The organism is Rhizobium sp. 2YAF20, assembly GCF_052114685.1.
Taxonomy (GTDB): Bacteria; Pseudomonadota; Alphaproteobacteria; order Rhizobiales; family Rhizobiaceae; genus Rhizobium.
The window spans coordinates 61,064-84,724 of sequence record NZ_JBFRFF010000012.1; the positions used below are offsets into that span (position 1 = coordinate 61,064).

A 23,661-nucleotide genomic window follows, 5' to 3' on the forward strand; every position below is an offset into this window, starting at 1 on the left:
CCCAGGAAAAGCCAAAGCTATCCCGGAATGGCGAGCAGTAGCGACAGGAAGAGACCAGCAAAGATGATGGCGCCGACTCTATTGTTCGATTTGAAGAGCGCCAAACATTGCGCGCCGTCGTTAATGTCCAAGACCAGGATCTGATAGGCGAACATGCCACCGGCGATCAGAAGGCCGAAATAGGCAAGAACCCCTGCCCCGGCCATCGCGAAGGCCAGAAGCATCAAAAGCAGCGACGCGCCATAAAGGCCGATCAGCCATATGCGGGTCTTGTCGCCGAAAAGCCTGGCGGTCGAGCGGACGCCGATAAGCTCGTCGTCCTCCTTGTCCTGATGGGCGTAGATCGTGTCATAGCCGATCGTCCACAGGATCGCGGCCGCGTAAAGCACCACCGCCGCAAACGAAAGCCGCCCGAAGATGCCAGCCCAGCCCATCAGCGCGCCCCAGGAAAAGGCAAGGCCCAGAAAGAACTGCGGCCAATCGGTGAAGCGCTTGGCGAAGGGATAGAGCGCGACTATGCCAAGCGACAGCACCCCGAGAAGGACCGTGAACCAATTGAACTGCAAAAGGACGAAGAGGCCAACGAGCGCCTGGAGAGCGATGAATATCTTGGCCTGCCGGCGGCTGACGCGACCGGAGGGCAGCGGGCGGGAGCGCGTTCGCGCCACTTCCATATCGATCCTGTGATCGACAAGGTCGTTATAGGTGCAGCCCGCACCGCGCATGCCGACGGCGCCGATGAAAAAGAACAGGAGATGATAGACCAGCAGCTCGCCGACGAAGCGGCCCGCCTGCGATGCGGCGTCAGCGGCAAGCGTTGCCGACCAGAAGCACGGCCACATCAACAATTGCCAGCCGATCGGCCGGTCCCACCTTGCAAGCTGCGCATAGGGCCAGAGAACCGGCGGCAGGACGCGGTAGACCCAGTTGCCGGAAGGCGCGTCGGCGACGCGGCCATTGATATCGCCAGTGTTTTGCATTGCCAAGTAGTAGCGAGCGCAACCGGCAAAGGTCAAGCGGCGACAAAGAGATCAGCCGCGCCGCGCCGCGCCAAGTTCGCGTACCTGTCAGTTCAGCGTGAAATCGAACTTGTATGTGGCCGAGACGCCGATCACCAGCTGGTTGCGATCACCGCGCTGCTTGACAAGGCTGCTGGCGGCAGCAGGTCCCTGCAGGCGGCTATATTCGATGAACGAACTGGTGCTGAAGTTCTGCGTCGCCTGCCAGGTGAGCGCCCCGCCGACGCCGACGGACTTGAAGCCGCCGCCGGGATTGTAGCGCTTGAGCCCGCTTGCCGCCGCTTCAACGCTGTCGACACCATAATAGGTATCGAAATAATCGCTTGTCGCCCAGCTGGCGCGGGGGCCGCCTGAGAGACGCAAGTTCGGGGCGACATCGGTGAACGCATCGATGGCAGTATCGGCGACCAGACCGTTATGGGCGCGGATACCCTGGCGCAGTTCCGCGCGGGCGCGCAGCCAGTCGGTCGGATAGACCTCGACGAAACCGCCGACTTCTGCGCCCCATTTGACGTCCTTCAGGCCCTTGAGTTCGCTGCCGTCACCGGAATCCCGGCTCGGCACAAATTTGCCGACGATACCGGCCCGGATGGCGCCGGTGTCGAGCAGCGAAAAGGACGCACTGTCGTTGCGCGAGGTAAAGCGCGGGCCGGCGCCCTGCTTGCCGAAGGAGATCAGAGGGGCGAATTGCAGCTTGTCATGCTTGGAGCCCTCGAATTTCGGCGCGGAAAAACCGGCTGCTCCGACGCTTAGGTACCAGTCGCCCGACCACCACGAATGGGCCTGCTGGGCGCTGACCATCGTCGCGGACGCCAGGAGGAGACCGAGGGACAAGAATGAAGAAGACTTCGAAAACACGGATATTACCCCACGAACGCAATACAAAGGAGCTACCATGAACAATGGCGCCTGCCGCAATCCGATGGCCGCCCAGAGGCTTAAGCGATTTGCTAACCCTGTGGCGGACGATCTGGACAGAGGCTCAAAATGTTCGGAAATCAACAATAAACGATTAAGAATACGGCCAATGTTTTGCAAATCCTAGGCGTAATATTGCGGTTTGTTGCAGAGACGGACAGCTTCAATCCCGCTCAATTGCAAACGCCGGTCCCTGAGGCCGGCGTTTGCGTGCGAAAGGCAAATGCTGCCCCGTCAGAAAAGTATCTTCTCAAGCGGCGTCCTGGTCGCTTCGAATTGCCTAAGCTTGGCTTCCCGCTCCTCGATGTAGTTTCGATTGTCGGGAACGGCGAACTGGTTCTTTGCGATCTGGATCTGGAAAACGAACAGTTCATCCCAGCGGAAGCCCATTTCGGAGCCGGCCAAATAGAATTCCCACATGCGGAAAAAGCGTTCGTCGTAGAGCGCGACCGCTTCCGCCTTGCGCGCGACGAAACGCTGCCGCCAGTGGCGTAGCGTGTGGGCATAATGCATCGGCAGGATCTCCACGTCCTTGACGAGGAGGCCGGCCTTTTCGAGCGGCGGCAGCGTTTCGCCAACCGAGGGAATATAGCCGCCGGGAAAAATGTACTTCTCGATGAAGGCGTTGGTCGCAAAGCTCGGCTTTGGCCGGCCGATCGAATGCAGCACCATGACGCCGTTGTCATCCAGCAGTTCGGCGACCTTGCGGAAGAACTTGTCGTAGTTGCCGATGCCCACATGCTCGAACATGCCGACCGAGACGATGCGGTCGAACTTTCGGCCGGTCATGTAGCGGTAATCCTGTAGCTCGAAACGGACACGGTCGGAAAGGCCGCGCTTGGCAGCGCGTTCGCGCGAGATCTTCAGCTGCTCTTCGCTAAGGGTAATGCCGGTGAAATCGACCGCTTCCGCAGATTCGGCCAGATACAGGCCCATGCCGCCCCAGCCGGAGCCGATCTCCAGCACGCTATGCCCGGGCTCGACCTGCAACTTTGCGGCAATATGGCGCTTCTTGGCCAGTTGCGCCTCGTCGAGGCTGATGCCCGGCGGCACGAAATAGGCGCAGGAATATTGCCAGTCGTCGTCGAGGAAAAGGTCGAAGAGCTTGGCGGACAGGTCGTAGTGATGCGCGACATTGCGCTTGTTGCGATTGATCGGAAGACGGCTCTTGATCTGCTGTATGGCGATGCGGCCCATCAGTAGCGCGGCCATACGGACATCGAAGATTTCGTTGGTGGTGTTGCGTTTCACCAAAGAGAGGAAATCGTAGATATCGCCTTCCTCGAGGATAAACCGTCCGTCCATATACATTTCGCCGAGCTTCAGGGTCGGATCGCGGCCGATCGCCTCCTCCGCCTCCTTGTCGGCACACCTTGCAGCTACCATCGGCCCCGAGCCGTCACCGAGGATATAGGTCTCGCCGGACGCAAGAGTGAGCTTCAGAGTACCGGTTCGGATGATTTTCTTGACGATCGAGAAGAGTGACGACGCCATGGACGCCTCGCATGTTATGACATGACAGTTAGATGAATTTAGCGTCTCCTTGCCTGCTGGCAAGCTTACGGAATGGTACCAATTGGCACTCCGGCAACAAGTTTGCCAGAGTGTGACATTCTTGCACTCACAATGCTAAGTATTTATTTTCGCTTGAGGGCGTCGGCCAGCGCCGCGCCGAAGCTTCCCTGGGAGCTGGCCTTCGGCTGGCTTTCGCGCCGGGGAGCCGTATTGGCCGCGGGGCTTGCTGCTCGCTCTCCTAGGGAGGCAGGCAAAGCCTCGACGCCGCCGTCCTTGCGCATCGACAAGGCTATTCGTTTGCGCTTGGCATCGATCTCAACGACACGGACCTTCACCACATCGCCGGCTTTCACCACCTCATGCGGGTCCTTGACGAAGCGGTCGGCCAATTGCGACACATGGACCAAACCGTCCTGATGGACGCCTATGTCGACGAAAGCGCCGAAAGCCGCGACGTTGGTGACCGTTCCTTCCAGCATCATCCCGGGCTTGAGGTCGACGATCTCGTTGATGCCGTCGGCAAAGGCCGCCGTCTTGAAGCTCGGGCGCGGGTCGCGGCCGGGCTTTTCCAGCTCAGCAATGATGTCGCGGACGGTCGGAAGCCCAAACCTTTCGTCGACGAATGCGCGCGGATCGATCGCCTTCAGGCTGGCGCTGTCGCCCATCAGGGTGCGAAGGTCGCGACCGCAGGCGGCGACGATCTTCTTGGCTACGCCATAGGCTTCCGGATGCACCGACGAGGCATCGAGCGGTTCCTTGCCCCCGGTGATCCTCAAGAAGCCGGCGCATTGCTCGAATGTGCGCTGGCCGAGCCGCGCGACCTTCAAAAGATCGCGGCGGGTCTCGAAACGACCGGCATCGTCGCGGTAACGCACAATGGCATCGGCGATCGAGGGACCAAGGCCGGAGACGCGGGCAAGCAGCGGGATCGACGCGGTATTGAGATCGACACCGACGGCGTTGACGGCGTCCTCAACCACGGCATCGAGCGACCGCGACAGCTTCTGCTGGTCGACGTCGTGCTGATATTGGCCGACGCCGATCGATTTGGGCTCAATTTTCACGAGTTCGGCAAGTGGGTCCTGCAGGCGCCGGGCGATGGAAACGGCACCGCGCAGGGATACGTCAAGGCCGGGGAATTCCGCCGCTGCGGTCTCCGACGCCGAATAGATGGAGGCTCCGGCTTCCGAGACGATGACCTTGGTCGGCTTCGGGGCGGGAAGCTCGGCCAGCATATCGGCGACAAGCTTTTCCGTCTCGCGGCTGCCAGTGCCGTTGCCGATCGAGATCAGTTCGACCTTGTGCTTGCGGATGAGGGCGGCAAGCGTTGCCTGCGCGCCGCGCACGTCGTTCTTCGGCGGAAACGGATAGACCGTCGTCGTCTCGAGCAGCTTGCCGGTCGCATCGACGATCGCCACCTTGACGCCCGTGCGGATACCGGGATCGAGGCCCATGGTGGCGCGGGAGCCGGCGGGTGCTGCCAAAAGCAGATCCTTCAGATTGCGCGCGAAAACGCGAATCGCTTCCTCCTCCGCCCGCTCGCGCAGATCGCGCATCAGGTCGAGCGACAGGGACAGCGAGAGCTTGACGCGCCAGGTCCAGCTGGCGACATCCATCAGCCAGCGGTCGCCCGGCTTCTGGCTGCCGATCTCATAGGCAGTGGCGATCATCCGCTCGACCGGCTTCATGGGCGAGGCGATATCGGTGTCCACCTCGATCGCCAGCGTCAGGAATTCCTCGTTCCAGCCGCGCAACATCGCAAGCGCGCGATGGCCGGGCACGGTTGCCCAGCGCTCGGTCTGATCGAAATAGTCGGAAAACTTGGCGCCGGCCTCCTGCTTGCCGTCCACGAGCTTGGCACGCAAGGCGGCGTTCTGCTTCATGTAGGTCCTGAGCTTGCCGATGAGGTCGGCATTTTCGGCGATCCCCTCGCCGATGATGTCGCGTGCCCCCTCGAGCGCCGTCTTCACGTCAGGCACATCGGCGGTGATATAGGCTTCCGCAAGCGCTGCCGGTTCCCTGGCGCGATCAGTGAGAATAGCCTCGGCAAGCGGGCCAAGGCCTCGTTCGCGGGCGATCTCAGCGCGGGTGCGACGCTTCTGCTTGAAGGGCAGATAGAGATCCTCGAGCTCGGCCTTGGTGACGACACCGGCAATCCTTGCCATCAGTTCGTCGGTCATCTTGCCCTGGCCTGAAATGCTGTCGACGATCGAGGCGCGACGGATTTCGAGTTCGCGCAGGTAGACCAGCCTTTCAGCAAGTGTACGTAGCTGGGTGTCGTCCAATCCCCCGGTCACCTCCTTGCGGTAGCGCGCGATGAAGGGCACCGTGGAGCCTTCATCGAGAAGCTCGATCGCCGAGACGACCTGGTTCGGCCGCGCATTGATCTCGGCGGAAATGATCGTGGAGAGGGAGCGGATATCTGCGGCCATGGGATTCTCTTCATTTCATTCAATGTGGCTGGACCATAGCCGGACAAAAAGGCAAGGCAATGAGTGCAGGTGGCATGAGCGGCAAGCCTCCACAGGATTTGCCCTTGACCTTTCCCACCGCCCCGCTTAACCGCCAGACATGGCGCGATAAGTGATGCGAAGAAGGGTCAATCCATGAAAGTCCTGTTGATCGGATCCGGCGGACGCGAACATGCTCTGGCCTGGAAGCTGTCGCAATCGCCGCTCCTGTCCGAATTCTATGCGGCCCCCGGCAATCCCGGCATCGCCGAGCACGCTACGCTGATTGACGTGAATACGGAAGACCAGGACGCCGTTGCCGCCGTCTGCCGCGACAAGGCCATCGACTTCGTCGTCGTCGGACCGGAGGCGCCGCTGGTGGCCGGCCTTGCCGACCGACTGCGCGCCGATGGCATCGCCGTCTTCGGGCCGTCGGCAGCAGCTGCCCAGCTCGAGGGGTCCAAGGGCTTTACCAAGGACATCTGCGCCCGCTATGGCATACCGACCGGCGCCTACGAGCGCTTCAACAACGCGCCGAAGGCCAAGGCCTATATTCGCGCTCAAGGCGCGCCGATCGTCGTCAAGGCGGACGGACTTGCTGCCGGCAAGGGTGTCACGGTTGCGATGACCGTCGAAGAGGCGATCGCCGCCGTCGATGACTGTTTCGAAGGCGCGTTCGGGCAGGCCGGCGCCGAAGTGGTGATCGAGGCCTATCTCGACGGCGAGGAGGCGAGCTTCTTCTGCCTCAGCGACGGAACCCACGCACTGGCGCTGGCAACGGCCCAGGACCATAAGCGCGTCGGCGACGGCGATACCGGGCCAAACACCGGCGGCATGGGCGCCTATTCGCCAGCGCCGGTCATGACGGCTGAAATGGTCGAGCGCACGATGAAGGAGATCATCGAGCCGACCATGCGCGGCATGGCGGAAAGCGGCCACCCCTTCTCCGGCGTTTTCTTCGCCGGGCTGATGATCACCGCCAAGGGGCCGGAACTGATCGAATACAATGTCCGTTTTGGTGATCCGGAATGCCAGGTGATGATGATGCGGCTGAAGAGCGACCTGCTGCCGCTGCTTCTCGCCTGCGCCAAAGGTAGGCTCGACAATGCAAAGGCCGAATGGAGCGACGACGTCGCGCTGACCGTCGTGCTGGCATCGAAAGGCTATCCCGGCACCTATGCCAAAACCACGCCGATCGTATTCCTGCCGGCAGACACCGAAGACGCCAAGGTGTTTCATGCCGGCACAGCGCTGAAGGATGGCGCACTCGTTGCGACGGGCGGGCGCGTTCTCAATGTCACCGCGACCGGAAAAAACGTCGGCGAGGCGCAGAAACGGGCCTATCAGCTTGTGGACCAGGTGCGCTGGGACAACGGGTTTTGTCGTCGGGACATCGGATGGCAGGCGATTGCCCGCGAAAAACCGTAAAAAGCGGCCGGTTTTCTGTCTCAAAACGCCGGTTTCGCTAAATTCTTACCTATTCCTCTGACGGGATGGAAACGAAGGACCGCTATCGTCAACTCAACATCGAGAGACGGAGCAAAGTTCATGCGCCACATCATCCTGACTGCAGCATTCGCACTCACTTGCGGGTCCGCCATGGCTTCCTCCATTCAACCGATGGAAAGCCAGCCAGCCGGCAAGAGCAGCCTCAGTATTGTGTCCAAAAGCTGCACGGACTGCCCGGCCCCGCAAGGCGTCGCGCTGGTGAAGAAGCAGTATATCGTTCCAGAACTGAAAATCGGCACGCAGACGATGGTGGTTCGCACCATCAACGGCGAGCAGAAGGTGGTTCGCACCGAGGCATGGCTCGGCGGTTCGCCAGTCGTCTTCGTCACAAAGGCAACGCCCGAAGCACTTGCCGCCGCCAACATGCCGAGCGACGGCATCGATGCAACCGCGACGGCCGCCCTGACGCCAACCCCGAAGCCGCTCGATGTCTCCGGCTTCGAACTGCGCCAGTAAAGACCCTCAAAGTTCCCCGCCCCACCCGACCAAGGTTTCGGTCGACGGGGGTTCGTCGATGAGACGAACCAATGCGCCCCTGAAGAGAAGCAGGGGCGCATTTGCGTCTTGGGGGATCGGAGTTGGCACAAATCCGCTATGGGATTTCACCAGCCGGTCCCAATCGTCGCTTTTTTTGAGAAATTCACGCGCTCGTTGTTGGTAACCTTCCATTGGCTCGCCTCAGTTAAGATCCGTCGATGAATAGCTCTGTCAATCACTACTGGTTTGTTTTGGAAGCCGTCGATCTCAACGGGTATTGCCCGATTTTGCAGGCAAAATTCCGAGTTGAAGATTTGAACGAACTGCGAGCCATTCTTGAACCGGATGGGTCTGCCGATCCTGAACTGGACTGGACTGGACATACTTCCGGGAGCAGCAAGATGTCGATGCCATCAACAGCTGGTTCGCTGTTGGCTTTACACCCGGAGTGGGAAATTCCACAAGGAAGTCGTCATCGAGCCCCTCCGAGATCAGGTCAAACATCGCTACTTGGGGCTCTAGACAGTCTACTACACGCTTAAAGGCGAGGAATGGCGAATACCCGCAATGAAGCTGTTAGAAGGTGCTGCCGATGCCGCCGGTGGCCGGAACGAGCACTTCGAGCGGCTCGGAGGCATGCTGTTTGGCTACGAGAATTGGCAAAGCGATTGGTGGATTGCCCAAGGCATCGAGAGGGGCCGCTATGCGGGCCGCGTGCTTTGCTGTGCGGTCAACACCGAGGGCCTGAGGTGGCTTGAAGCAATCGAGTTTCGCAATTGAACCGTTATTTGCTCCGGACTTTATCCATCATTTGCAGAAGGACGGAGAATTAGCCACTTCGCCGTCGGCAGCGAATGCTCGGTCGACGTCGCCAACGCCCACCTTGTGGCCTGGCTTGGCTCCGCAGCAAAAATATCTTGCTGCAAAAAGCGACATGGATGGCCGACCGCACCAATTGACAGTTATGGTTGTAACCAATAGTGAAGAATCTAACAAATTCTTCAATCGGAGGTATACGTGAGGCTTTCTGCGATTCTTGTCCTTCTGGTCGTCGTCGCCACTCCCGTCTTAGCTGCTGAAACGGACCACACCTACACCTGGTCGAAGGCGCAGTGGGGCTATTACAAGAATCAATTAAGTGACCCAGAGGTCTACAACCGCACGGTTGAGAATTGTAAGAGCCAGCCCATCACAGAAGAGGCTTTGCAAAAGCTTTCGGTTTTCATGCATGTGCCCAAACCTGCCGTGAAAGAACAGTTTTGCCGACGGACGCTCAAGGCGTACGTCTCGGGAACGGTCACTTACGACGAATACCTGACCTACAGAAGCACGCATGTGGCATCGAAGAGTCTCGCCAGGGCCATTCAGGGGCATTAGTTGCCGCATCCGAGCCGTGGACCGAGGGCCCCGCCCCGACAACGCAACCATCACCACTCAACTGCGGCTCACCCAGCGAACGCCGGCGGCGATAGCCAAGGCGAGAAGCGGCCAGATCGCCCAGAAGGTTCCGTGCCAGCTCAGGAGGTTGACGCTGGCGATGGCGAGACCCGCGACCGTCAATACTGCGATGCGCGCGTCGATCATGTTCTGGCTCCGCGCCCATGCCATCGCTCTTGCGACGGCCAGGGCAAGGAGCGGCCAGGCCGCCCAGAAGTCGCCTTTCCACGACAGGATGTTGATGGCGATCAAGGCGACGACGACCGCGGCAAACAGACCAAGGCTTTTGCGCGGAACGGCCTCCCATCGCTTGCCGGACCTGTCTGAAACAGTTGCCCGCGGCTCATTTGCCAGCGGCTGTGGGGAGGCGCTGGGGCCTTCGCCGATCCGCACGGCATAGCTCGGCACGGCCTCGGCGACATTCTTCACCGTCAGCGGACCGAGGAAATCGAAGCCGACTGCCACCTTGTTGCGAACCTGATCATAGACGGTGTTGGAAATGACGATGCCCCCGGCAGCGGCCGTTGCCTGGAGCCGCGCGGCAATGTTGACGCCGTCGCCGTAGATATCGTCGCCGTCGACGATGACGTCGCCGAGATTGATGCCGATCCGAAACAGCATGCGCCCATCTCTCGGCCGTGCCGCGTTCAAACCGGCGAGCTCGTTCTGAACATCCACCGCGCTGCGCACCGCCTCGACCACGCTTGGAAACTCGGCGATCACCCCGTCGCCCCAGGTATTGATCACCCGTCCGCCATGCGCCTCGATCAGGCGCGACATGGCATCGCGATATCGCTTCAGCGTTGCGAGCGTGCCTTCCTCGTCCGCCCCCATCAGGCGCGTATAATCCTGGACATCAGCAGAGAAAATCGTCGTCAGTTTGCGCTGCGTTTCGCTCATGATATCTCGACCCTACCTCAAGTTCAGCCAGCGAAGGCGGTCAGCCTGATTGTGAGGAATGTGAAAAGCAATGGCACCATCTATAAGGTAGTCCGTCGGCGGCGCGAAGGGGAAATCAACTCAAGAACTTCGCCTCAATCTTTCCCTGAAAATCGCCGATATCGCGGCTTTTATTAAATATTTATTATATGAAAAGAGCGAGATTTGGCACACCGAGAGCAGCATGAAATCTAAGCGGCGGTAGAAGAGTCCGATCAATGTTCGGGCCCTCGCACAGGCGGTAGGAAACCGCCTCGGTATCGGCCACCCGTTTCCTGTTGCGAGGCATTATGAAGAATTTGAAGATAGCCCATCAGCTGTTCGCCCTTGTCGGCGTGCTCATGGCGGCCTTTGCCGTCGCCACCTTTTTCGAGATTCGATCCCAGGCCGACTCTGTCTATGATGAGCGCTTCGAAATGCTGCGCACGCAGGTGGAGTCGGGGATTTCCGTCCTCAATGGCTACTACCAGCGCGAAAAGGCTGGTGAGATGACCCATGAGGCGGCCCAGGCCGAAGCCTTCAAGGTTCTTTCCCATGTCAGCTTCGCGCCGTCGGGCTACCTATTCGGCTTCGACTTCAACGTCATCCAGCGTATTCATCCAAGCCCCGTGAACATCGGCAAGGACATGTCGTCCCAGGTAGACAAGGCGGGCACCTATTTCAGCAAGGAAATGGTCGAAAAGGCAATCAAGGGTGGTGGCCGCACGGTCTATTACTGGAATAAGCCAGGCCAGCCCAATGACCAGTTCTTCCTGAAGGGCAGCTACTCGGCCGCCTTCCAGCCATGGCAGATCGTCGTCGGCTGCGGCGTCTACATGGACGACCTGCAGGTCCAGATCAACCAGACGATCTGGAATGCGCTGATAATCTGCGGCCTGGTCTTCCTCGTCAGTATTGCCGCCGCGATCTATTTCATCCGCAACATCTCCAAGCCGCTTGCCGAGGTGCATGGCGCGCTGAAGGCCGTTGCCGACGAGGACGTCAAGATTGCCATCCCCCACACCGGCATGCGCAATGAAATCGGCATGATGGCCAAGGCCACCCAGTCGCTGCAGGAAAAAATCCGCGAACGCCACGCCCTTTCCGACCGCCAGGCTGCCCAGGAGCTGGAACTCAGCAACGAACGCCAGCAGAACCTGCACCAGCAACAGGAAGAGGCAAAGGTTCAGGCCCGCGTCGTCGCCACCATCGGCAATGCGCTGGAACAGCTTGCCAACGGCGACCTGACGGTGCGCTGCGCCGATATCGGCAACGGCTATGCGGGCCTGCGCAACAATTTCAACGAAGCGCTCTCCCATCTCGAAGCCGCGATGGGCCGCGTCAATTCTAAGGGCAACGACATCGGCGTTTCCAAGGAAGAAATCCGCCGCGCTTCCAGCGAATTATCGCAGCGCACCGAGCGCCAAGCAGCCAGCCTCGAAGAAACCTCGGCAGCTCTCGACCAGCTGACAGTCGCGGTTCGCCAGACGGCGGAAGGCGCCCATGAAGCCAGCAAGCGTGTCCACACCGTCAGCACCGAGGCTTCACGCAGCGATGCCGTCGTCGCCCAGGCAATCGAGGCCATGAGCGGCATCGAAAAATCGTCCGATGAGATCGGCAAGATCATCGGCGTCATCGATGAGATCGCCTTCCAGACCAACCTCTTGGCGCTGAATGCAGGCGTCGAGGCGGCGCGTGCCGGCGAAAGCGGCAAGGGCTTTGCAGTCGTCGCACAGGAAGTCCGCGAGCTGGCCCAGCGCTCAGCCGCGGCTGCCAAGGAGATCAAGGACCAGATCGCCCGCTCTTCTGGCCAGGTCAACCAGGGTGTCCGCCTTGTCGGCGAAACGGGCGAGGCGCTGAAGCGCATCTCTGACCAGATCAAGGCTGCCAACGAGATCGTTTCGAAGATCGCCCACAGCGCTTCCGAACAGGACACTACACTGCGCTCGATCTCCTCCTCGATGAACCAGCTCGACGCCGCGACACAGCAGAACGCCGCCATGGCCGAGGAAACCACGGCATCGGCCGAGACGCTCGCCAACGACACCGAGGACCTTTTGGACCTCATCCGCGGCTTCCGCGTCAGCGACGGCCGTCAGGCACCACAGCAGCAGCAGCGCAACAACAACCGCCGCGCAGCGTGATCCATACACCGGATCAAGCGAAGATCTCAGAGGCCGCCGGAGAAATCCGGCGGCTTTTCGTTTCGAGAGAACGAGAAGCAATCAGGCCGAGGCTGCCAGTCGCTCGGCCAGTCGGTCGATATCTCTGTCGGAAAAGACCTCGATGCCAGCCTGTTTCAGCCGCGCGGCTGTCACACCGTTGCCCATTTGGCGCGCACCAGAGAACGAGCCGTCATAGATGAAGCCCGAGCCGCAGGACGGGCTGCCGTCGATCAACAGCGCATAGTCGCAGCCCGTCGCCCGCGCCAGCGCCAAGGCATTTTCGGCAGCATCCAGGAAAGCTCGCGTCACATCGCCGCCCGACACTTCAAACACCCGCGCCCGGCCGGCGAGCACGTCCTCACCCGCATTGCCGCGCTCGATTTCGGCCGGCAAACGCGGAACCGGCATTCCGGCCGAAATCTCTGGACAGATTGTCACGAGCCGCCCCTCCTCGCGCCAACGGTCCAATACCGGATGGACCAGCAGCGTCGCCCAGCCATCTTAGCGAACGGCGTGGCCCATGAGGCAGGCGCTGACGAGGATTTTCTCAGCCATGCTTAGGCGGCAGTGGCGACAGCCAGGTGCACGCCGGTCGACTGCTGCAACTGGCTGATGACATTGAATAGATTGTCGGCACGCCGATTGCCTTTGACGCTGAACATCCGCATCAAACTCTTCGGCGGAGTTCGCACTTTTTCAGCAAGAGCCTCGAAGCCGATGGTCGCATTGATGAAATCACCAAGAATGCTTTTTCCTGTTTCAACGTCCCCCGACAACAGCAACTCGACGGCCTCTGAAAGCAAGGCGGCTCGAAAGGTTGCGTCAACGGCGATACGAGCTTTGACCGTTTTCCTAAAATCGCGGGTCAGAGCCATATCAGCTTCCTTTTCTCAGCTTGTAGTCACGCCAGCGTTCTTGCGCCGCGTCGATATCTGCCTGTTGTCGCTTTTTCGTTCCGCCGACCAAGAGGATTACAAGTTGGTCGCCGTCGCGTCCTAAGTAGATGCGGTAGCCCGGACCGTAGTCGATGCGATATTTGAGCTATCCGCCAGCGACGCCTTTGACATTTGAAAGGTTGCCTTGGGCGATACGGTTCAGCGCAACCCGCGCCCTGGAAGCCGCACGCGCCTCAAACGCGGAAAACCACGTTGCAAATGGGCTGCCGCCGTGCCGATATTCGACAACCCTTATCACTCGCCGATAGAAACATATACGTCACCATTGGCAAGCGATCGGATCACTCAATCGAAATGTCAGCCGGCGATCTTCGAGAAATCGGCGACGGTGGCCGTCGCTTCTCGGATGAGCTTCAGCAGCGCCAGGCGATTGGCGCGGATTTCGGGGTTTTCGTCGTTGACCAGGACATCGGTGAAGAAGCGGTCAACCGGCGCGCGCAGTGTCGAGAGGGCGGACATGGCCAAACGGAAGTCTTCCCTTGCATTTGCATCGACGGCTTCCTTCGAGGCCTTGACGATGGCGGCGAAGAGCTGCTTTTCGGCTTCGAGGGTGAGCAGGCTTTCCGTGACCTGGTCGGCAACGGCGGTGCCCTTCTTCTCCTCGGCGGCCAGAAGTTGGGTGGCGCGCTTGGTCCCGGCAGCCAGGTTCTTGCCGTCCTCGGAGGTGATGAACGCCGTCAAGGCCTCGACACGGCGGGCGACCATGAGCAGGTCGTCGTTGGCCAGACCAGGACCCCCCTCATCCGCCCTGCTGGGCACCTTCTCCCCAAGGGGAGAAGGGGACGATGCGGGCGCGGCTTGCTCCCTCTTCTCTCCCCGGGGGAGAAGGTGGCCCGAAGGGCCGGATGAGGGGGCCGCCAGCACGGCATCGATCAGGTCGTAACGGGCGCCCTGATCGCGGAGATAGACTTTCAGGCGATCGTGGAAGAATGCGAGGAGGTCGGCATCTTTCATCACCGCCAGAAGCGGTAGTCGGATCTTCCGCTCCAGCAAAATCCGGACCACGCCAAGTGCCGCGCGCCTGAGCGCGTAAGGATCTTTCGAGCCTGTCGGCTTTTCGTCGATTGCCCAGAAGCCGGTCAATGTGTCGAGCTTGTCGGCGAGCGCCACTGTGATGGCAACCTTGTCGTCGGGGACGCGGTCGGAGGGGCCCTGGGGTTTATAATGGTCCTCGATGGCGGCGGCGACCGATGCGTGCTCGCCCTGAAGTGCCGCATATTTGCGGCCCATCAGGCCCTGCAGTTCCGGAAATTCGCCGACGGCCTCGGTGCGCAGGTCGGCCTTGATCAGCACGGCCGCGCGATCGACGAGCTTCGGATCGGAACCGGTCACCTTGGCAAGCTCGCCGGCCAAAGCACGGATGCGGGAGACCCGCTCGCCCTGCGTTCCCAGTTTGGCATGGAAGGTGACGTTCAGCGCGTCGAGCTTGGCCATCCGCTGGTCCAGCGGCTTGCCCAGATCGAGATCGAAGTTAGCGGCGGAGGCCTCGAGCGTTTCAAGATCTGGCAGGTTGCCCTGGTCGCGTTTCCAGAAATGCAGCGCATCCGAAAGGCGCGCACGAACGACCTTGCCGTTGCCGTGGATGATTTCCTTGCCGCCATCGCTCGCCTCGATATTGGCGACGAGGACGAACTTGTTGGAGAGCGTCTCGCCGGTCTGCGGCCGCGTGACGAAACATTTCTGGTTGGTCTTGATGGTCAACCGGATGATCTCCGCGGGGATCGTCAGGTAGTCCTCCTCGAAGGAGCCCATCAGCACCTGTGGCCATTCGACGAGGCCGGAGACCTCCTCGAGCAGGGCTTGGTCTTCGACGAGTTCCAGGCCGCTCGCGAAGGCCAGATTGGCTGCGTCCGAGGCGATGATCTCCTTGCGGCGCTCGGCGTCGAGGATGACCTTGGCCCTTTCGAGGCTTGCGATATAGTCGTCGAAGCGCTTGACGGTGATGGCCTGCGGCGCGTGGAAACGGTGGCCATACGTCACATTGCCGGCGACGATGCCGTCGATCTCGAACGGGATGACCGAGGTTTCCTCGTGCTCGGTGCCGAACAGGCAAACGATAGACTGCAGCGGCCGCACCCAGCGAAGCGAGCCAGGCCTGGCCGAGGCTCTCCCCCAGCGCATGGACTTCGGCCAGGGGAAGTCGCGAATGATGCCGGGCATGATGTCCGCGACGATCTCCTCGGCAGCACGGCCGGTACGCGAGATGATCGCGACGTAGAACTCACCTTTCTTCGGATCGCTCTGGATCTCAGCCTCTGCAACGGAGGCAAGGCCCGCGCCGCGCAAAAAGCCCTCGATCGCCTTTTCGTTTGCGTCGGTGCGCGGCCCCTTGCGCTCCTCGCGGATATCGGCGGAGCGCGCCGTCAATCCGCGTATGTCGAGCGTCAGGCGCCGCGGCGTCCAGTATTCCCTCGCACCTTCATAGGACAGGCCTGCCTCTACCAGCGCGTCAGTGACCAGCTTCTTCAGATCGCCGGCAGCCTTGCGCTGCATACGAGCTGGAATTTCCTCGGAGCGAAGTTCAAGCAGGAGATCGGGCATATGAAACCGTATTCATGTTGAGGCAAAGGGATTGCGCGGGCTTAGCAAGCCAAACGGTAAATGTCATCAACACAATCGGTTAAATTATGCTCGAGAAGGCGAGGGTTTAGGCGACATAAAGCACCGGTATCGCCTCGATCTCCGCCCTTTTCTCCACTGCCTGTCTCTTCAGATCATATCCAGTCTGCATGTTCATCCAGAACTCCGGTGTCGTTTCGAAGAAACGTGCGAGCCGCAACGCGGTGTCGATGGTGACGGGAGTATCCTCGGCAACCAGCCGTTCTATGCGTGTGCGTGGAACGTTCAGCTTGCGGGCCAAGGCTCCGGCGCTGAGGCCAAGAGGAGCCAGGTATTCCTCGCGTAGAATTTCACCGGGATGAACCGGCAGCAGAATGCTGTTCATAGCATTGTCTCATCAGTGATAGTCAACAATTTCAACTTCTTCGGCGCAAGCGTCCGTCCAAACGAAACCTATGCGCCACTGATCGTTTATGCGGATCGTGTGTCGGCCGGAACGATTTCCCTTCAAAGCGTCCAGATGATTTCTGGGCGGAGAGCGAAGGTCGGCCAACTCTTTGGCGTATTCGATCATCGTTAATTTGCGGATTGCCCCACGGGCGAGGTCTGTAGGAAAGCCTTTCGGTGTTGCGCCGCTGGCCACTGCGGATGTCAAAGCATCCCTAAAGGAGCGGATTGCCATTCTTTGCTTTCCTGAAATGTATCATATCGTGATACGTACCACAGTCAAGTATCGGATTGCGCTGTCCTTACCAGCCCCCGCCGCCGCCGCCGCCTCCACCGCTGCCGGATGAGCTGCCGCTGCCGGAGAAGCCGGAGGAGGAGCTGGAGACGGGGGCGGGGATCGTCGAGGCGATGGTCGAGGCCATTGAGGATGAGAATCCGCCGATCCGGTCGGAGAAATTGCTGTTGTAGGAGCCGATATACCAAGCGGGCGCATATGCCCCGGCGGCAGTACCGGCAGCCGCCGCTGCAAGCCACATCTCAAAGGCGCGCGACCAGGGCTTTTCCACTCCGAGCGCGACGGCATATGGCAGCAGCGTTTCGAAGTGCTGCGGCGACATGCTGGGCACCCCTTGCATGTTCATCCGGTCTTTTTCGGCGAGCGTCAGATATTGCCGAAGCCCGTCTATCCCGTCCATCATCCTGGTGCCAAGCGCCGTCGGCGCGCCCATGAGGAAGAAGAACACGACATTGACCGCGAAGATGCCGATGATCGCCACCATTAGCGGCAATTGCGCGCTGGTCTCGGCCGACGAGGCCATCTCCGCGATGACGCCGGCGAAAATGGAAACTGCGACGAAACCCATGAAGCCAAAGACGAGGACCGATAGAATTCGCGAGGCGATGTTCGCATGGCGGCGGAAGGCCCTGCCGAGCGATACCGCAATCACGGTGCCGAAAATCGACAGAAAGGCCGGCACGATGATCAACGGCAGGGCATCCTGGTGCATGCCGCCGAAGAGAACGATGGCGGCAAGGCACGCGACTGAGATCAGCAGTCCGATGATGACATACATCGTATTGGCGTTGTAATATTCGCCTCGATGCTCGCTCTCGATGGCATTGCGAAACTTCTGGCCGACCTTTTGCACCTTCTCGCCATTTGCCGCGTCGATAACAAGGGGTGCATAGGTGCTGAGCTCACCCATCAACACCTTCTCGCCGCCCTGAAATTTGGTGGCCGGGGCCTTTTCGACCGGGCTGATGACAATCTTCTTGTCAAGATCCTTGAGGACGACATAGCCCTTCACCGCCAGATCGAGCGCCGTTGCCGAGAGCGCCGTCCAGCCCTGCCCGGAAAAACCCCTGTTGTCGATATAGTTGACCAGTGCCGGCGAGATGCCATCAGGCGCATCCCAGCGGGGAACGATGACGCCTCGAGCAGGATCGCGGCCAACCCCGATCCAGGCGCGGACATAGTAGGCAAGCACCAGAAGAAGGCCGCCGAAAGCGATGATCAGATCGAGATTGTCCCTGAAAAACCACAGCTTTTCCTGCGTCGCGCTTGGCGGGGCAATCGCGCCTTTGGGCAGCTTGATGTTGATCGTCAGGTTCTCGCCCTGACCGAGCGGTAGCGTCGTTTCGAACGTGATCCCGCTTCCCGTTTGCGTCGCGCGGGCGTCCTTTCCTCTGGCGCCGAGCCGGCCGGTGGAATAGGCAAGTCCTTCTTGCTTGACGCCGTCAGGCAAAGTCACGGTGGCGGACGCATCGAGGATGCGAAACAGCCAGCCGTTGCCGGTGACGTTCCAGGGGAGCTCGTCATAGTCGTGGAAATAGCGGATCTGCCGGTCCGTCCGGTAGGTCAGTTGAAATACATGCGGGCCGGGCCTCAGGACGGAGTCGGCTGAACCAATATAGATGCGGGTCCCGCCAGAAATGCGTTCGGTGCGCCATTGGTCCACTGCTCCGTCCCGCTCGACCGACTGCAGCTTGAAATCGACAGTGGCAGTGCGGCCGGCGGCGTCCTGGAACGTCAGCGGGAAATCGCGAAAAATCCCATGGCGAATGTCCCGGCCCTCGGAATTCGCCTTGATCGTTTCGATGACCGACATCGAGCCGTCGCGGTCGAGCACGATCGCCTGATGAAAGGAGGTTATGACCTCCTCGGCCAAGGCTCCACGGGCAAAGGCGGCCATGAGCAGAGCAAGACAAAATCTCGCGACAATGCGTTTCACGCTACCGTTCCCCCAAACCGTATCCGCCGCCAAACCTACCCGAAAGCCTCCGGCGGCTACCCCACATCGTCCTGATATTTGACGCCGAGCGAGGCCAGCACCTGCCAATAGGCCGGAAAGGTCTTTGCGACGCAGTCGGGGTCGAGAATTGTAATGCCCGCGATCTTCAAGCCTGCCAGCGCAAAGCTCATGGCGATGCGATGGTCTGCGAAGGTATCGATATTGGCGCTGACCCCGGTGCCTGCAAGGGTGGGATCGGAGGCGACGATCAGGTCGTCGCCCTCTTCGGTCGCAAGGCCCGGCGCAATCTGGGAGAGGCCCGTCGATAGCGCCCTCACCCGGTCGCATTCCTTGACACGCAGGTTGGCGATGCCGACGAACCGCACTGGTGTCTCGTTAAAGGCTGCAAGCACGGCAAGCGTCGGCACCGCGTCCTGCATCTGCGACCCGTCGATGATGGCGGGCAGATGCGGGAATTTCGCGATCATCTCATAGGCCCGGGCGTCGGGCTGCGAGAAATCCGTGGCCGGGGTGCCGAGATCGATCTTGCCGCCGGTCAACACTTCCGCCGCCCAGAGATAGGTCGCCGCCGACGCGTCCGGCTCGATAAGGAAATCCGTGGCGCTATAGCCTGTTGGTTCGACCCGCCAGGTGACGGGGCTCGTGCGCTCGACCTTGGCACCGAATGCCCGCATGGCGGCTGTGGTGAGATCAATATAGCCGAGCGCGCCGATGTCCTCGCCGAGCAGTTCCACGTCGATCGGCCTGTCATTGCCGGCCGCCATCATCAGGAGCGCCGAAACATACTGGCTGGAAAGGCCGCCGTCGATCTGGATACGGCTTGCCTCGAAGCGGCCGGTTCCCCTGATGGTCACCGGCGGGCAGCCGGTCTCGGTCGAGGCGTCGATGCCGAGAGAGCGCAGCGCATCGACCAGCGGCGCGATGGGGCGCTTGCGCATATGCGCATCGCCATCGACCACGACCTTGCCGTCGACAAGAGCGGCAGCGGCAGTCAGGAAGCGGGTCGCGGTTCCGGCATTGCCGAGAAACAGCGGCGCCTTGGGGGCCAACAACTTGCCGGTTCCCTTGACGTTGAAGGTGGTATCGTCGGGCTCGTCGATGGTCACACCCATGGCGAGCAGGGCCTCGGCCATGTAGCGGGTGTCGTCGCTCTTCAGCGCGCCGGTCAAGCGGCTGGCGCCTTTGGCAAGGCCGGCCAGCAACAGCGCGCGGTTGGTGATCGACTTCGATCCCGGCGGCATGGCACGGCCGGTCAGCGGCTTGCCGGGCGGGATAATCGTCAGTTTGGCTCTGCCCATGATCAATCTCTTCAATCAGCAAAAGGAACAGCAGGCGCAGCCCAGCAGCCTGCGATCGCCTCCTTTATCGCGTGCCAAACTACAGCGATAGAGCATGACCCGCGAAAAGTGCGACGCAGGCGTCGGCCACGATCATGCTAGGCGTCAGAACTTGACGGTCGGAACCGCGCGGTCGGCCTCGTTGGTGATCTCGAAATATTCGCGCTTGGAAAAGCCGAACTGCCCGGCGACGAGATTGGAGGGGAAGCTTTCGACCTTGACGTTCAGATCGCGGGCAGCGCCGTTATAATAGCGCCTGGCCATCTGGATTTCGCTCTCCATGGTCTCGATCGAAGACTGCAGCTCGCCGAAATTCTGGTTGGCCTTGAGGTCGGGATAGGCTTCGGCCAGCGCCAGCACTCTTCCGAGCGCCTGGCCGAGCAGGCCTTCGGCTGCGCCACGTGCAACAACGTCGCCGGCCGGCACTGACTGGGCCTTGTTGCGAAGGGCAATCACCTCTTCGAGCGTCGACTTCTCGTGGGTGGCGTAGCCCTTCACGGTCTCGACCAGGTTGGGGATGACATCAGCGCGGCGCTTCAACTGCACGTCGATGCCGGACCAGGCTTCCTCCGCCATCTGCCGGGCGCGAACCAGGCCGTTATAGACGAATACGGCGTAGAGAACGGCCAGAACAACAATGGCGAGAATGATGTACATCGCTAAGCCCCCGCAACGACGATGAATTCCGCCGGAGACTATGTCGCCGGCAGGAATTTGTCACCCGCAATTTCAACCGTGAAGAGGTGTTGAGGGCCGATGGCCTCAGGCTGCGTGCTTGTTCCAGTTCAAACCGCCGGCATCGGTCAGCAGGAAGGCCTCGCCGCAGGCCTTGGCAAGGGTACGGACGCGCAGAATGTAGCTCTGGCGCTCGGTGACAGAGATCACGCCGCGGGCATCGAGCAGATTGAAGACGTGGCTGGCCTTAATGCACTGGTCATAAGCCGGGAAGACGCACTTGTGCAACAACTGGTTGTCGCCATCGCCGGGGGCGCCGGCCGCAAGCAGCGCCTGGCATTCCTTCTCGGCGTCGATGAAGTGGCGGTGCAGCATCTCCGTGTTGGCATATTCGAAATTGTGCCGCGAATATTCCTGTTCGGCCTGCAGGAAGACCTCGCCGTAGGAAATCTTCTCGTCGCCCTCGCGGCCGTTGAAATTGAGGTCGTAGACGCTGTCGACACCCTGCACGTACATTGCGAGGCGTTCCAGGCCATAGGTCAATTCGCCGGCGACGGGTGCGCATTCGATGCCGCAGATCTGCTGGAAATAGGTGAATTGCGACACTTCCATGCCGTCGCACCAGCATTCCCAGCCGAGACCCCAGGCGCCGAGCGTCGGGCTTTCCCAATCGTCCTCGACGAAGCGGATATCGTGCAATAGCGGATCGAGGCCAATGGCGGCCAGCGAGCCGAGGTAAAGCTCCTGCAGGTTCGGTGGGTTGGGCTTCAGGATCACCTGATACTGATAATAGTGCTGAAGACGGTTCGGGTTTTCACCGTAGCGCCCGTCTGAGGGACGCCGCGACGGCTGCACATAGGCAGCTTTCCAAGGCTTGGGGCCAAGCGCACGCAAGGTCGTCGCCGGATGGAACGTACCGGCGCCGACTTCCATGTCGTAGGGCTGGAGAACCGCGCAGCCCTTGTCCGCCCAATAGTTATGCAGCGTCAGGATCAGCGCCTGGAAGGAACGCTTCGGGTTCATGTGGTCGAAAACAGTTGCTGCAGTCATGAGCTCGGTCCGAATTCGCGAAATTAGCGCGACAGGTGCCATGGGAGGGGACAAGGGTCAAGACGTGACGTATGTAGAAACACCACCGCCATTGAGAATGGCGATGAACGTCAAGACCACGATCACGCTTCAGGAAGACTATCTCCGCTATGCGGAAAAACGGTCAAGGAAGGTGTATTTCCATCCGTATCGAGCGTCGTCGAGGCCGGGCTCGCGAGGATAATGCATGGCGACATTCTCGCAGGCCCTCTTGCCGGAATGGCCGATGAAATAAGACGCCGGATGGAATGCCGCGGGATCCGTGGATTTCAACCAAGGATGAAAATCTCTTCGATCGGGTCAGAGCTCGCAGTGCGGCGCGATGAAGCCTTCCGGCAATTTCAGCTTGAATTGCCGAATTTTCTCCAGCGCCTGTCGGCGTTTCTCTTCGTCCAACCCCATCACTCATCATCCCGCTTGACGCGGTATTCCCCCGTCACCGGGTCCTTGACGAGCGTGCCGATCGCGCCGGTGCGGCGTTCGCTTTCCTGGCGGCGCGATTTTTGCTGGAGGCGCTGGGCCGCCTGGATGAAGCGCTTGTAGATCAGCCAGCAAACGCTGCCGATGACGATGATGAAGATAAGTTGCGGCATTCTAAGGCTGTTCCAACTACAATCCGTAACGGCCCCATAATGCCTTTTCTTCGGCCACTTCCGCAAGCCCGGATGCAAGGCTCGCGCCTATCCCCTCAAGGCCCGGAAGAGTGACGCCCGGGGCGCGCCTGCCGAACAGGCTGCGCGGCGTGGAGACGAGCTCAAGCTTCGTCTTTTCGCCATAGCGCGCCTTCAATTCCTGGCGCATATCCCCGAGGCCATCGATCAATCCGAGTTCCAACCCGCGCGTGCCCGTCCAGAACAAGCCCGAGAACACCGTGTCCTCGGCTTTCAGGCGTCCGGAACGGCGCTCGAGCACCATGTCGATGAATATCTTGTGGATCTCCAGCTGCAGACTCTTTAGATAGTCGATGTCCTTTTCCCTTTCCGGCTGAAAGGGATCGAGGATCATCTTATTCTCGCCAGCGGTATAGACGCGGCGTTCGATGCCGATCTTTTTCAGCAGCTCCGGAAAACCGAAGCCGCCCGAAACGACGCCGATCGAGCCGACGATGGAGGTCGGGTCGGCGATGATCTCGTCGCCGGCAAGGGCAATCATGTAGCCGCCCGAGGCCGCCACGTCCTCGACGAAGACCAGCACCTTCTTCTCTTTTTCGCGGGCAAGATCGCGGATGCGATTATAGATCATCCTCGATTGCACCGGGGAACCGCCGGGTGAATTGATCGAGATAGCCACCGCCGGCGCGTCCTTTATCGCAAAAGCCCTGTCCAGCGCCTGGGCAACGCCCGAAAGGTTCAGTGCCGGCCGGAACTGGCTGCCACCCGCCATGATGGCACCATGCAACCTGACGACGGGAATAACCGTTTCCTGCCTGCGAAATCGCTTCGGGATCAGTCGCTTCAGCAGTCCGGTCATCGTCAAACCCTTGTTCTCGTTCAATTCGTTTCAGCTGAGCATGTATGCCTTGGAACGGCAAACGCAATGGCCGAACGGCGAAAAGCGACGGCATCGATTTTTCTTATTGCAAATAACTTTCATTATCATTCTAAATTGCTAGTTTGATTGCAATTGAAACGTGGAGATTTTTAATGGACATTATAAGACCCAAATCCATAGATGGCTGGCTGAGCGGGCGGGAAGACGCCACGCTCTAACGTCTATCGCTCAGTCGATATCGCAAAGGGTGGTTCAAAGTGGAAGCGCATGGTCGCCTTCCTCGGACCCAGCAATCTTGTCGCGGTCGGCTACATGGACCCCGGAAACTGGGCGACGTCGCTCGCCGACGGTTCCAAGTTCGGCTACGCGCTGCTCAGCGTCGTCCTGCTGTCGAACCTGATGGCGATCGTGCTGCAGGCACTGTGCGCCCGGCATGGATTTCTTCTG

General features: G+C 60.3%; 19 protein-coding genes and 3 pseudogenes. 6 read left to right on the forward strand and 16 right to left on the reverse strand.

Annotated features, from left to right (window positions below):
• Positions 1 to 17: 17 nt before the first annotated feature.
• The 4 genes and pseudogenes from ubiA to AB4Z52_RS16290 all read right to left on the reverse strand — a co-directional run.
• On the reverse strand, positions 18 to 980 hold the full coding sequence (ubiA, locus tag AB4Z52_RS16275; protein ID WP_442218962.1) for a 4-hydroxybenzoate octaprenyltransferase: 963 nt from the start codon (positions 978 to 980) through the stop codon (positions 18 to 20).
• Positions 981 to 1,067: 87 nt separating this feature from the next.
• On the reverse strand, positions 1,068 to 1,820 hold the full coding sequence (locus AB4Z52_RS16280; protein WP_442218963.1) for a MipA/OmpV family protein: 753 nt from the start codon (positions 1,818 to 1,820) through the stop codon (positions 1,068 to 1,070).
• A gap of 351 nt (positions 1,821 to 2,171) precedes the next feature.
• Complete coding sequence (locus tag AB4Z52_RS16285; protein ID WP_442218964.1) at positions 2,172 to 3,431, reverse strand: class I SAM-dependent methyltransferase; 1,260 nt, start codon at positions 3,429 to 3,431, stop codon at positions 2,172 to 2,174.
• 289 nt (positions 3,432 to 3,720) lie between these two features.
• Positions 3,721 to 5,884 (reverse strand): annotated as a pseudogene (locus tag AB4Z52_RS16290) (Tex family protein); the annotation flags it as partial.
• A gap of 174 nt (positions 5,885 to 6,058) precedes the next feature.
• Here AB4Z52_RS16290 and purD point away from each other — a divergent pair.
• From purD to AB4Z52_RS16310, 4 genes are all read left to right on the forward strand, one after another.
• Positions 6,059 to 7,330, forward strand: a complete 1,272-nt coding sequence (gene purD / locus AB4Z52_RS16295) for a phosphoribosylamine--glycine ligase (protein ID WP_442218965.1) — start codon at positions 6,059 to 6,061, stop codon at positions 7,328 to 7,330.
• A 120-nt stretch (positions 7,331 to 7,450) separates the two neighbouring features.
• Entirely contained in the window at positions 7,451 to 7,867 is a 417-nt protein-coding gene (locus tag AB4Z52_RS16300) for a plant virulence effector HPE1-like domain-containing protein (protein ID WP_442218966.1), read from the forward strand.
• Positions 7,868 to 8,455: 588 nt separating this feature from the next.
• Complete coding sequence (locus AB4Z52_RS16305; RefSeq protein WP_442218967.1) at positions 8,456 to 8,668, forward strand: hypothetical protein; 213 nt, start codon at positions 8,456 to 8,458, stop codon at positions 8,666 to 8,668.
• 237 nt (positions 8,669 to 8,905) lie between these two features.
• Complete coding sequence (locus AB4Z52_RS16310; RefSeq protein ID WP_442218968.1) at positions 8,906 to 9,265, forward strand: hypothetical protein; 360 nt, start codon at positions 8,906 to 8,908, stop codon at positions 9,263 to 9,265.
• A 57-nt stretch (positions 9,266 to 9,322) separates the two neighbouring features.
• Here the strand turns inward: AB4Z52_RS16310 and AB4Z52_RS16315 are convergent, their stop codons facing one another.
• Positions 9,323 to 10,225 (reverse strand): adenylate/guanylate cyclase domain-containing protein, encoded by a 903-nt coding sequence (locus AB4Z52_RS16315; RefSeq protein WP_442218969.1) that lies wholly within the window; start codon positions 10,223 to 10,225, stop codon positions 9,323 to 9,325.
• A 329-nt stretch (positions 10,226 to 10,554) separates the two neighbouring features.
• Between AB4Z52_RS16315 and AB4Z52_RS16320 the strand changes: the two genes are divergently transcribed.
• Positions 10,555 to 12,387: a methyl-accepting chemotaxis protein gene (locus tag AB4Z52_RS16320; RefSeq protein ID WP_442218970.1), complete on the forward strand. Its 1,833-nt coding sequence runs from the start codon at positions 10,555 to 10,557 to the stop codon at positions 12,385 to 12,387.
• 81 nt (positions 12,388 to 12,468) lie between these two features.
• On the opposite strand, the pseudogene AB4Z52_RS16325 reads toward AB4Z52_RS16320, so the two are convergent.
• The 11 genes and pseudogenes from AB4Z52_RS16325 to AB4Z52_RS16375 form a co-directional block, all read right to left on the reverse strand.
• Positions 12,469 to 12,963, reverse strand: a pseudogene (locus AB4Z52_RS16325) (DUF523 domain-containing protein).
• A gap of 2 nt (positions 12,964 to 12,965) precedes the next feature.
• Positions 12,966 to 13,283, reverse strand: coding sequence for a helix-turn-helix domain-containing transcriptional regulator (locus AB4Z52_RS16330; protein ID WP_442218971.1), 318 nt, complete (start codon positions 13,281 to 13,283; stop codon positions 12,966 to 12,968).
• A 378-nt stretch (positions 13,284 to 13,661) separates the two neighbouring features.
• The gene (glyS, locus tag AB4Z52_RS16335; RefSeq protein ID WP_442218972.1) at positions 13,662 to 15,905 is read right to left on the reverse strand and encodes a glycine--tRNA ligase subunit beta; all 2,244 of its coding nucleotides are present in this window, start codon (positions 15,903 to 15,905) and stop codon (positions 13,662 to 13,664) included.
• 106 nt (positions 15,906 to 16,011) lie between these two features.
• Entirely contained in the window at positions 16,012 to 16,308 is a 297-nt protein-coding gene (locus tag AB4Z52_RS16340; protein WP_442218973.1) for a HigA family addiction module antitoxin, read from the reverse strand.
• A 12-nt stretch (positions 16,309 to 16,320) separates the two neighbouring features.
• The gene (locus AB4Z52_RS16345) at positions 16,321 to 16,605 is read right to left on the reverse strand and encodes a type II toxin-antitoxin system RelE/ParE family toxin (protein WP_442218974.1); all 285 of its coding nucleotides are present in this window, start codon (positions 16,603 to 16,605) and stop codon (positions 16,321 to 16,323) included.
• Between the two features lie 67 nt (positions 16,606 to 16,672).
• The gene (locus AB4Z52_RS16350) at positions 16,673 to 18,562 is read right to left on the reverse strand and encodes a DUF2207 domain-containing protein (protein WP_442219031.1); all 1,890 of its coding nucleotides are present in this window, start codon (positions 18,560 to 18,562) and stop codon (positions 16,673 to 16,675) included.
• Between the two features lie 95 nt (positions 18,563 to 18,657).
• Positions 18,658 to 19,920, reverse strand: coding sequence for a 3-phosphoshikimate 1-carboxyvinyltransferase (locus AB4Z52_RS16355; protein ID WP_442218975.1), 1,263 nt, complete (start codon positions 19,918 to 19,920; stop codon positions 18,658 to 18,660).
• Positions 19,921 to 20,064: 144 nt separating this feature from the next.
• Entirely contained in the window at positions 20,065 to 20,616 is a 552-nt protein-coding gene (locus AB4Z52_RS16360) for a LemA family protein (protein WP_442218976.1), read from the reverse strand.
• Between the two features lie 105 nt (positions 20,617 to 20,721).
• The gene (locus AB4Z52_RS16365) at positions 20,722 to 21,684 is read right to left on the reverse strand and encodes a glycine--tRNA ligase subunit alpha (RefSeq protein WP_442218977.1); all 963 of its coding nucleotides are present in this window, start codon (positions 21,682 to 21,684) and stop codon (positions 20,722 to 20,724) included.
• A 440-nt stretch (positions 21,685 to 22,124) separates the two neighbouring features.
• Positions 22,125 to 22,316, reverse strand: a complete 192-nt coding sequence (locus tag AB4Z52_RS16370) for a hypothetical protein (protein WP_442218978.1) — start codon at positions 22,314 to 22,316, stop codon at positions 22,125 to 22,127.
• Between the two features lie 16 nt (positions 22,317 to 22,332).
• Positions 22,333 to 23,193, reverse strand: coding sequence for a S49 family peptidase (locus AB4Z52_RS16375; RefSeq protein ID WP_442218979.1), 861 nt, complete (start codon positions 23,191 to 23,193; stop codon positions 22,333 to 22,335).
• A gap of 173 nt (positions 23,194 to 23,366) precedes the next feature.
• Between AB4Z52_RS16375 and AB4Z52_RS16380 the strand changes: the two are divergent.
• Positions 23,367 to 23,652 (forward strand): annotated as a pseudogene (locus tag AB4Z52_RS16380) (divalent metal cation transporter); the annotation flags it as partial.
• Positions 23,653 to 23,661 lie beyond the last annotated feature (9 nt).

Bases quoted from the DNA above. Each gene is read 5' to 3' on its own strand.
- ubiA (WP_442218962.1), bottom strand. From the start codon at position 980: ATGCAAAACACTGGCGATATCAATGGCCGCGTCGCCGACGCGCCTTCC.
- AB4Z52_RS16280 (WP_442218963.1), bottom strand. From the start codon at position 1,820: ATGGTCAGCGCCCAGCAGGCCCATTCGTGGTGGTCGGGCGACTGGTAC.
- AB4Z52_RS16285 (WP_442218964.1), bottom strand. From the start codon at position 3,431: ATGGCGTCGTCACTCTTCTCGATCGTCAAGAAAATCATCCGAACCGGT.
- purD (WP_442218965.1), top strand. From the start codon at position 6,059: ATGAAAGTCCTGTTGATCGGATCCGGCGGACGCGAACATGCTCTGGCC.
- AB4Z52_RS16300 (WP_442218966.1), top strand. From the start codon at position 7,451: ATGCGCCACATCATCCTGACTGCAGCATTCGCACTCACTTGCGGGTCC.
- AB4Z52_RS16305 (WP_442218967.1), top strand. From the start codon at position 8,456: ATGAAGCTGTTAGAAGGTGCTGCCGATGCCGCCGGTGGCCGGAACGAG.
- AB4Z52_RS16315 (WP_442218969.1), bottom strand. From the start codon at position 10,225: ATGAGCGAAACGCAGCGCAAACTGACGACGATTTTCTCTGCTGATGTC.
- AB4Z52_RS16320 (WP_442218970.1), top strand. From the start codon at position 10,555: ATGAAGAATTTGAAGATAGCCCATCAGCTGTTCGCCCTTGTCGGCGTG.
- AB4Z52_RS16330 (WP_442218971.1), bottom strand. From the start codon at position 13,283: ATGGCTCTGACCCGCGATTTTAGGAAAACGGTCAAAGCTCGTATCGCC.
- glyS (WP_442218972.1), bottom strand. From the start codon at position 15,905: ATGCCCGATCTCCTGCTTGAACTTCGCTCCGAGGAAATTCCAGCTCGT.
- AB4Z52_RS16340 (WP_442218973.1), bottom strand. From the start codon at position 16,308: ATGAACAGCATTCTGCTGCCGGTTCATCCCGGTGAAATTCTACGCGAG.
- AB4Z52_RS16345 (WP_442218974.1), bottom strand. From the start codon at position 16,605: ATGGCAATCCGCTCCTTTAGGGATGCTTTGACATCCGCAGTGGCCAGC.
- AB4Z52_RS16350 (WP_442219031.1), bottom strand. From the start codon at position 18,562: ATGGCCGCCTTTGCCCGTGGAGCCTTGGCCGAGGAGGTCATAACCTCC.
- AB4Z52_RS16355 (WP_442218975.1), bottom strand. From the start codon at position 19,920: ATGGGCAGAGCCAAACTGACGATTATCCCGCCCGGCAAGCCGCTGACC.
- AB4Z52_RS16360 (WP_442218976.1), bottom strand. From the start codon at position 20,616: ATGTACATCATTCTCGCCATTGTTGTTCTGGCCGTTCTCTACGCCGTA.
- AB4Z52_RS16365 (WP_442218977.1), bottom strand. From the start codon at position 21,684: ATGACTGCAGCAACTGTTTTCGACCACATGAACCCGAAGCGTTCCTTC.
- AB4Z52_RS16370 (WP_442218978.1), bottom strand. From the start codon at position 22,316: ATGCCGCAACTTATCTTCATCATCGTCATCGGCAGCGTTTGCTGGCTG.
- AB4Z52_RS16375 (WP_442218979.1), bottom strand. From the start codon at position 23,193: ATGACCGGACTGCTGAAGCGACTGATCCCGAAGCGATTTCGCAGGCAG.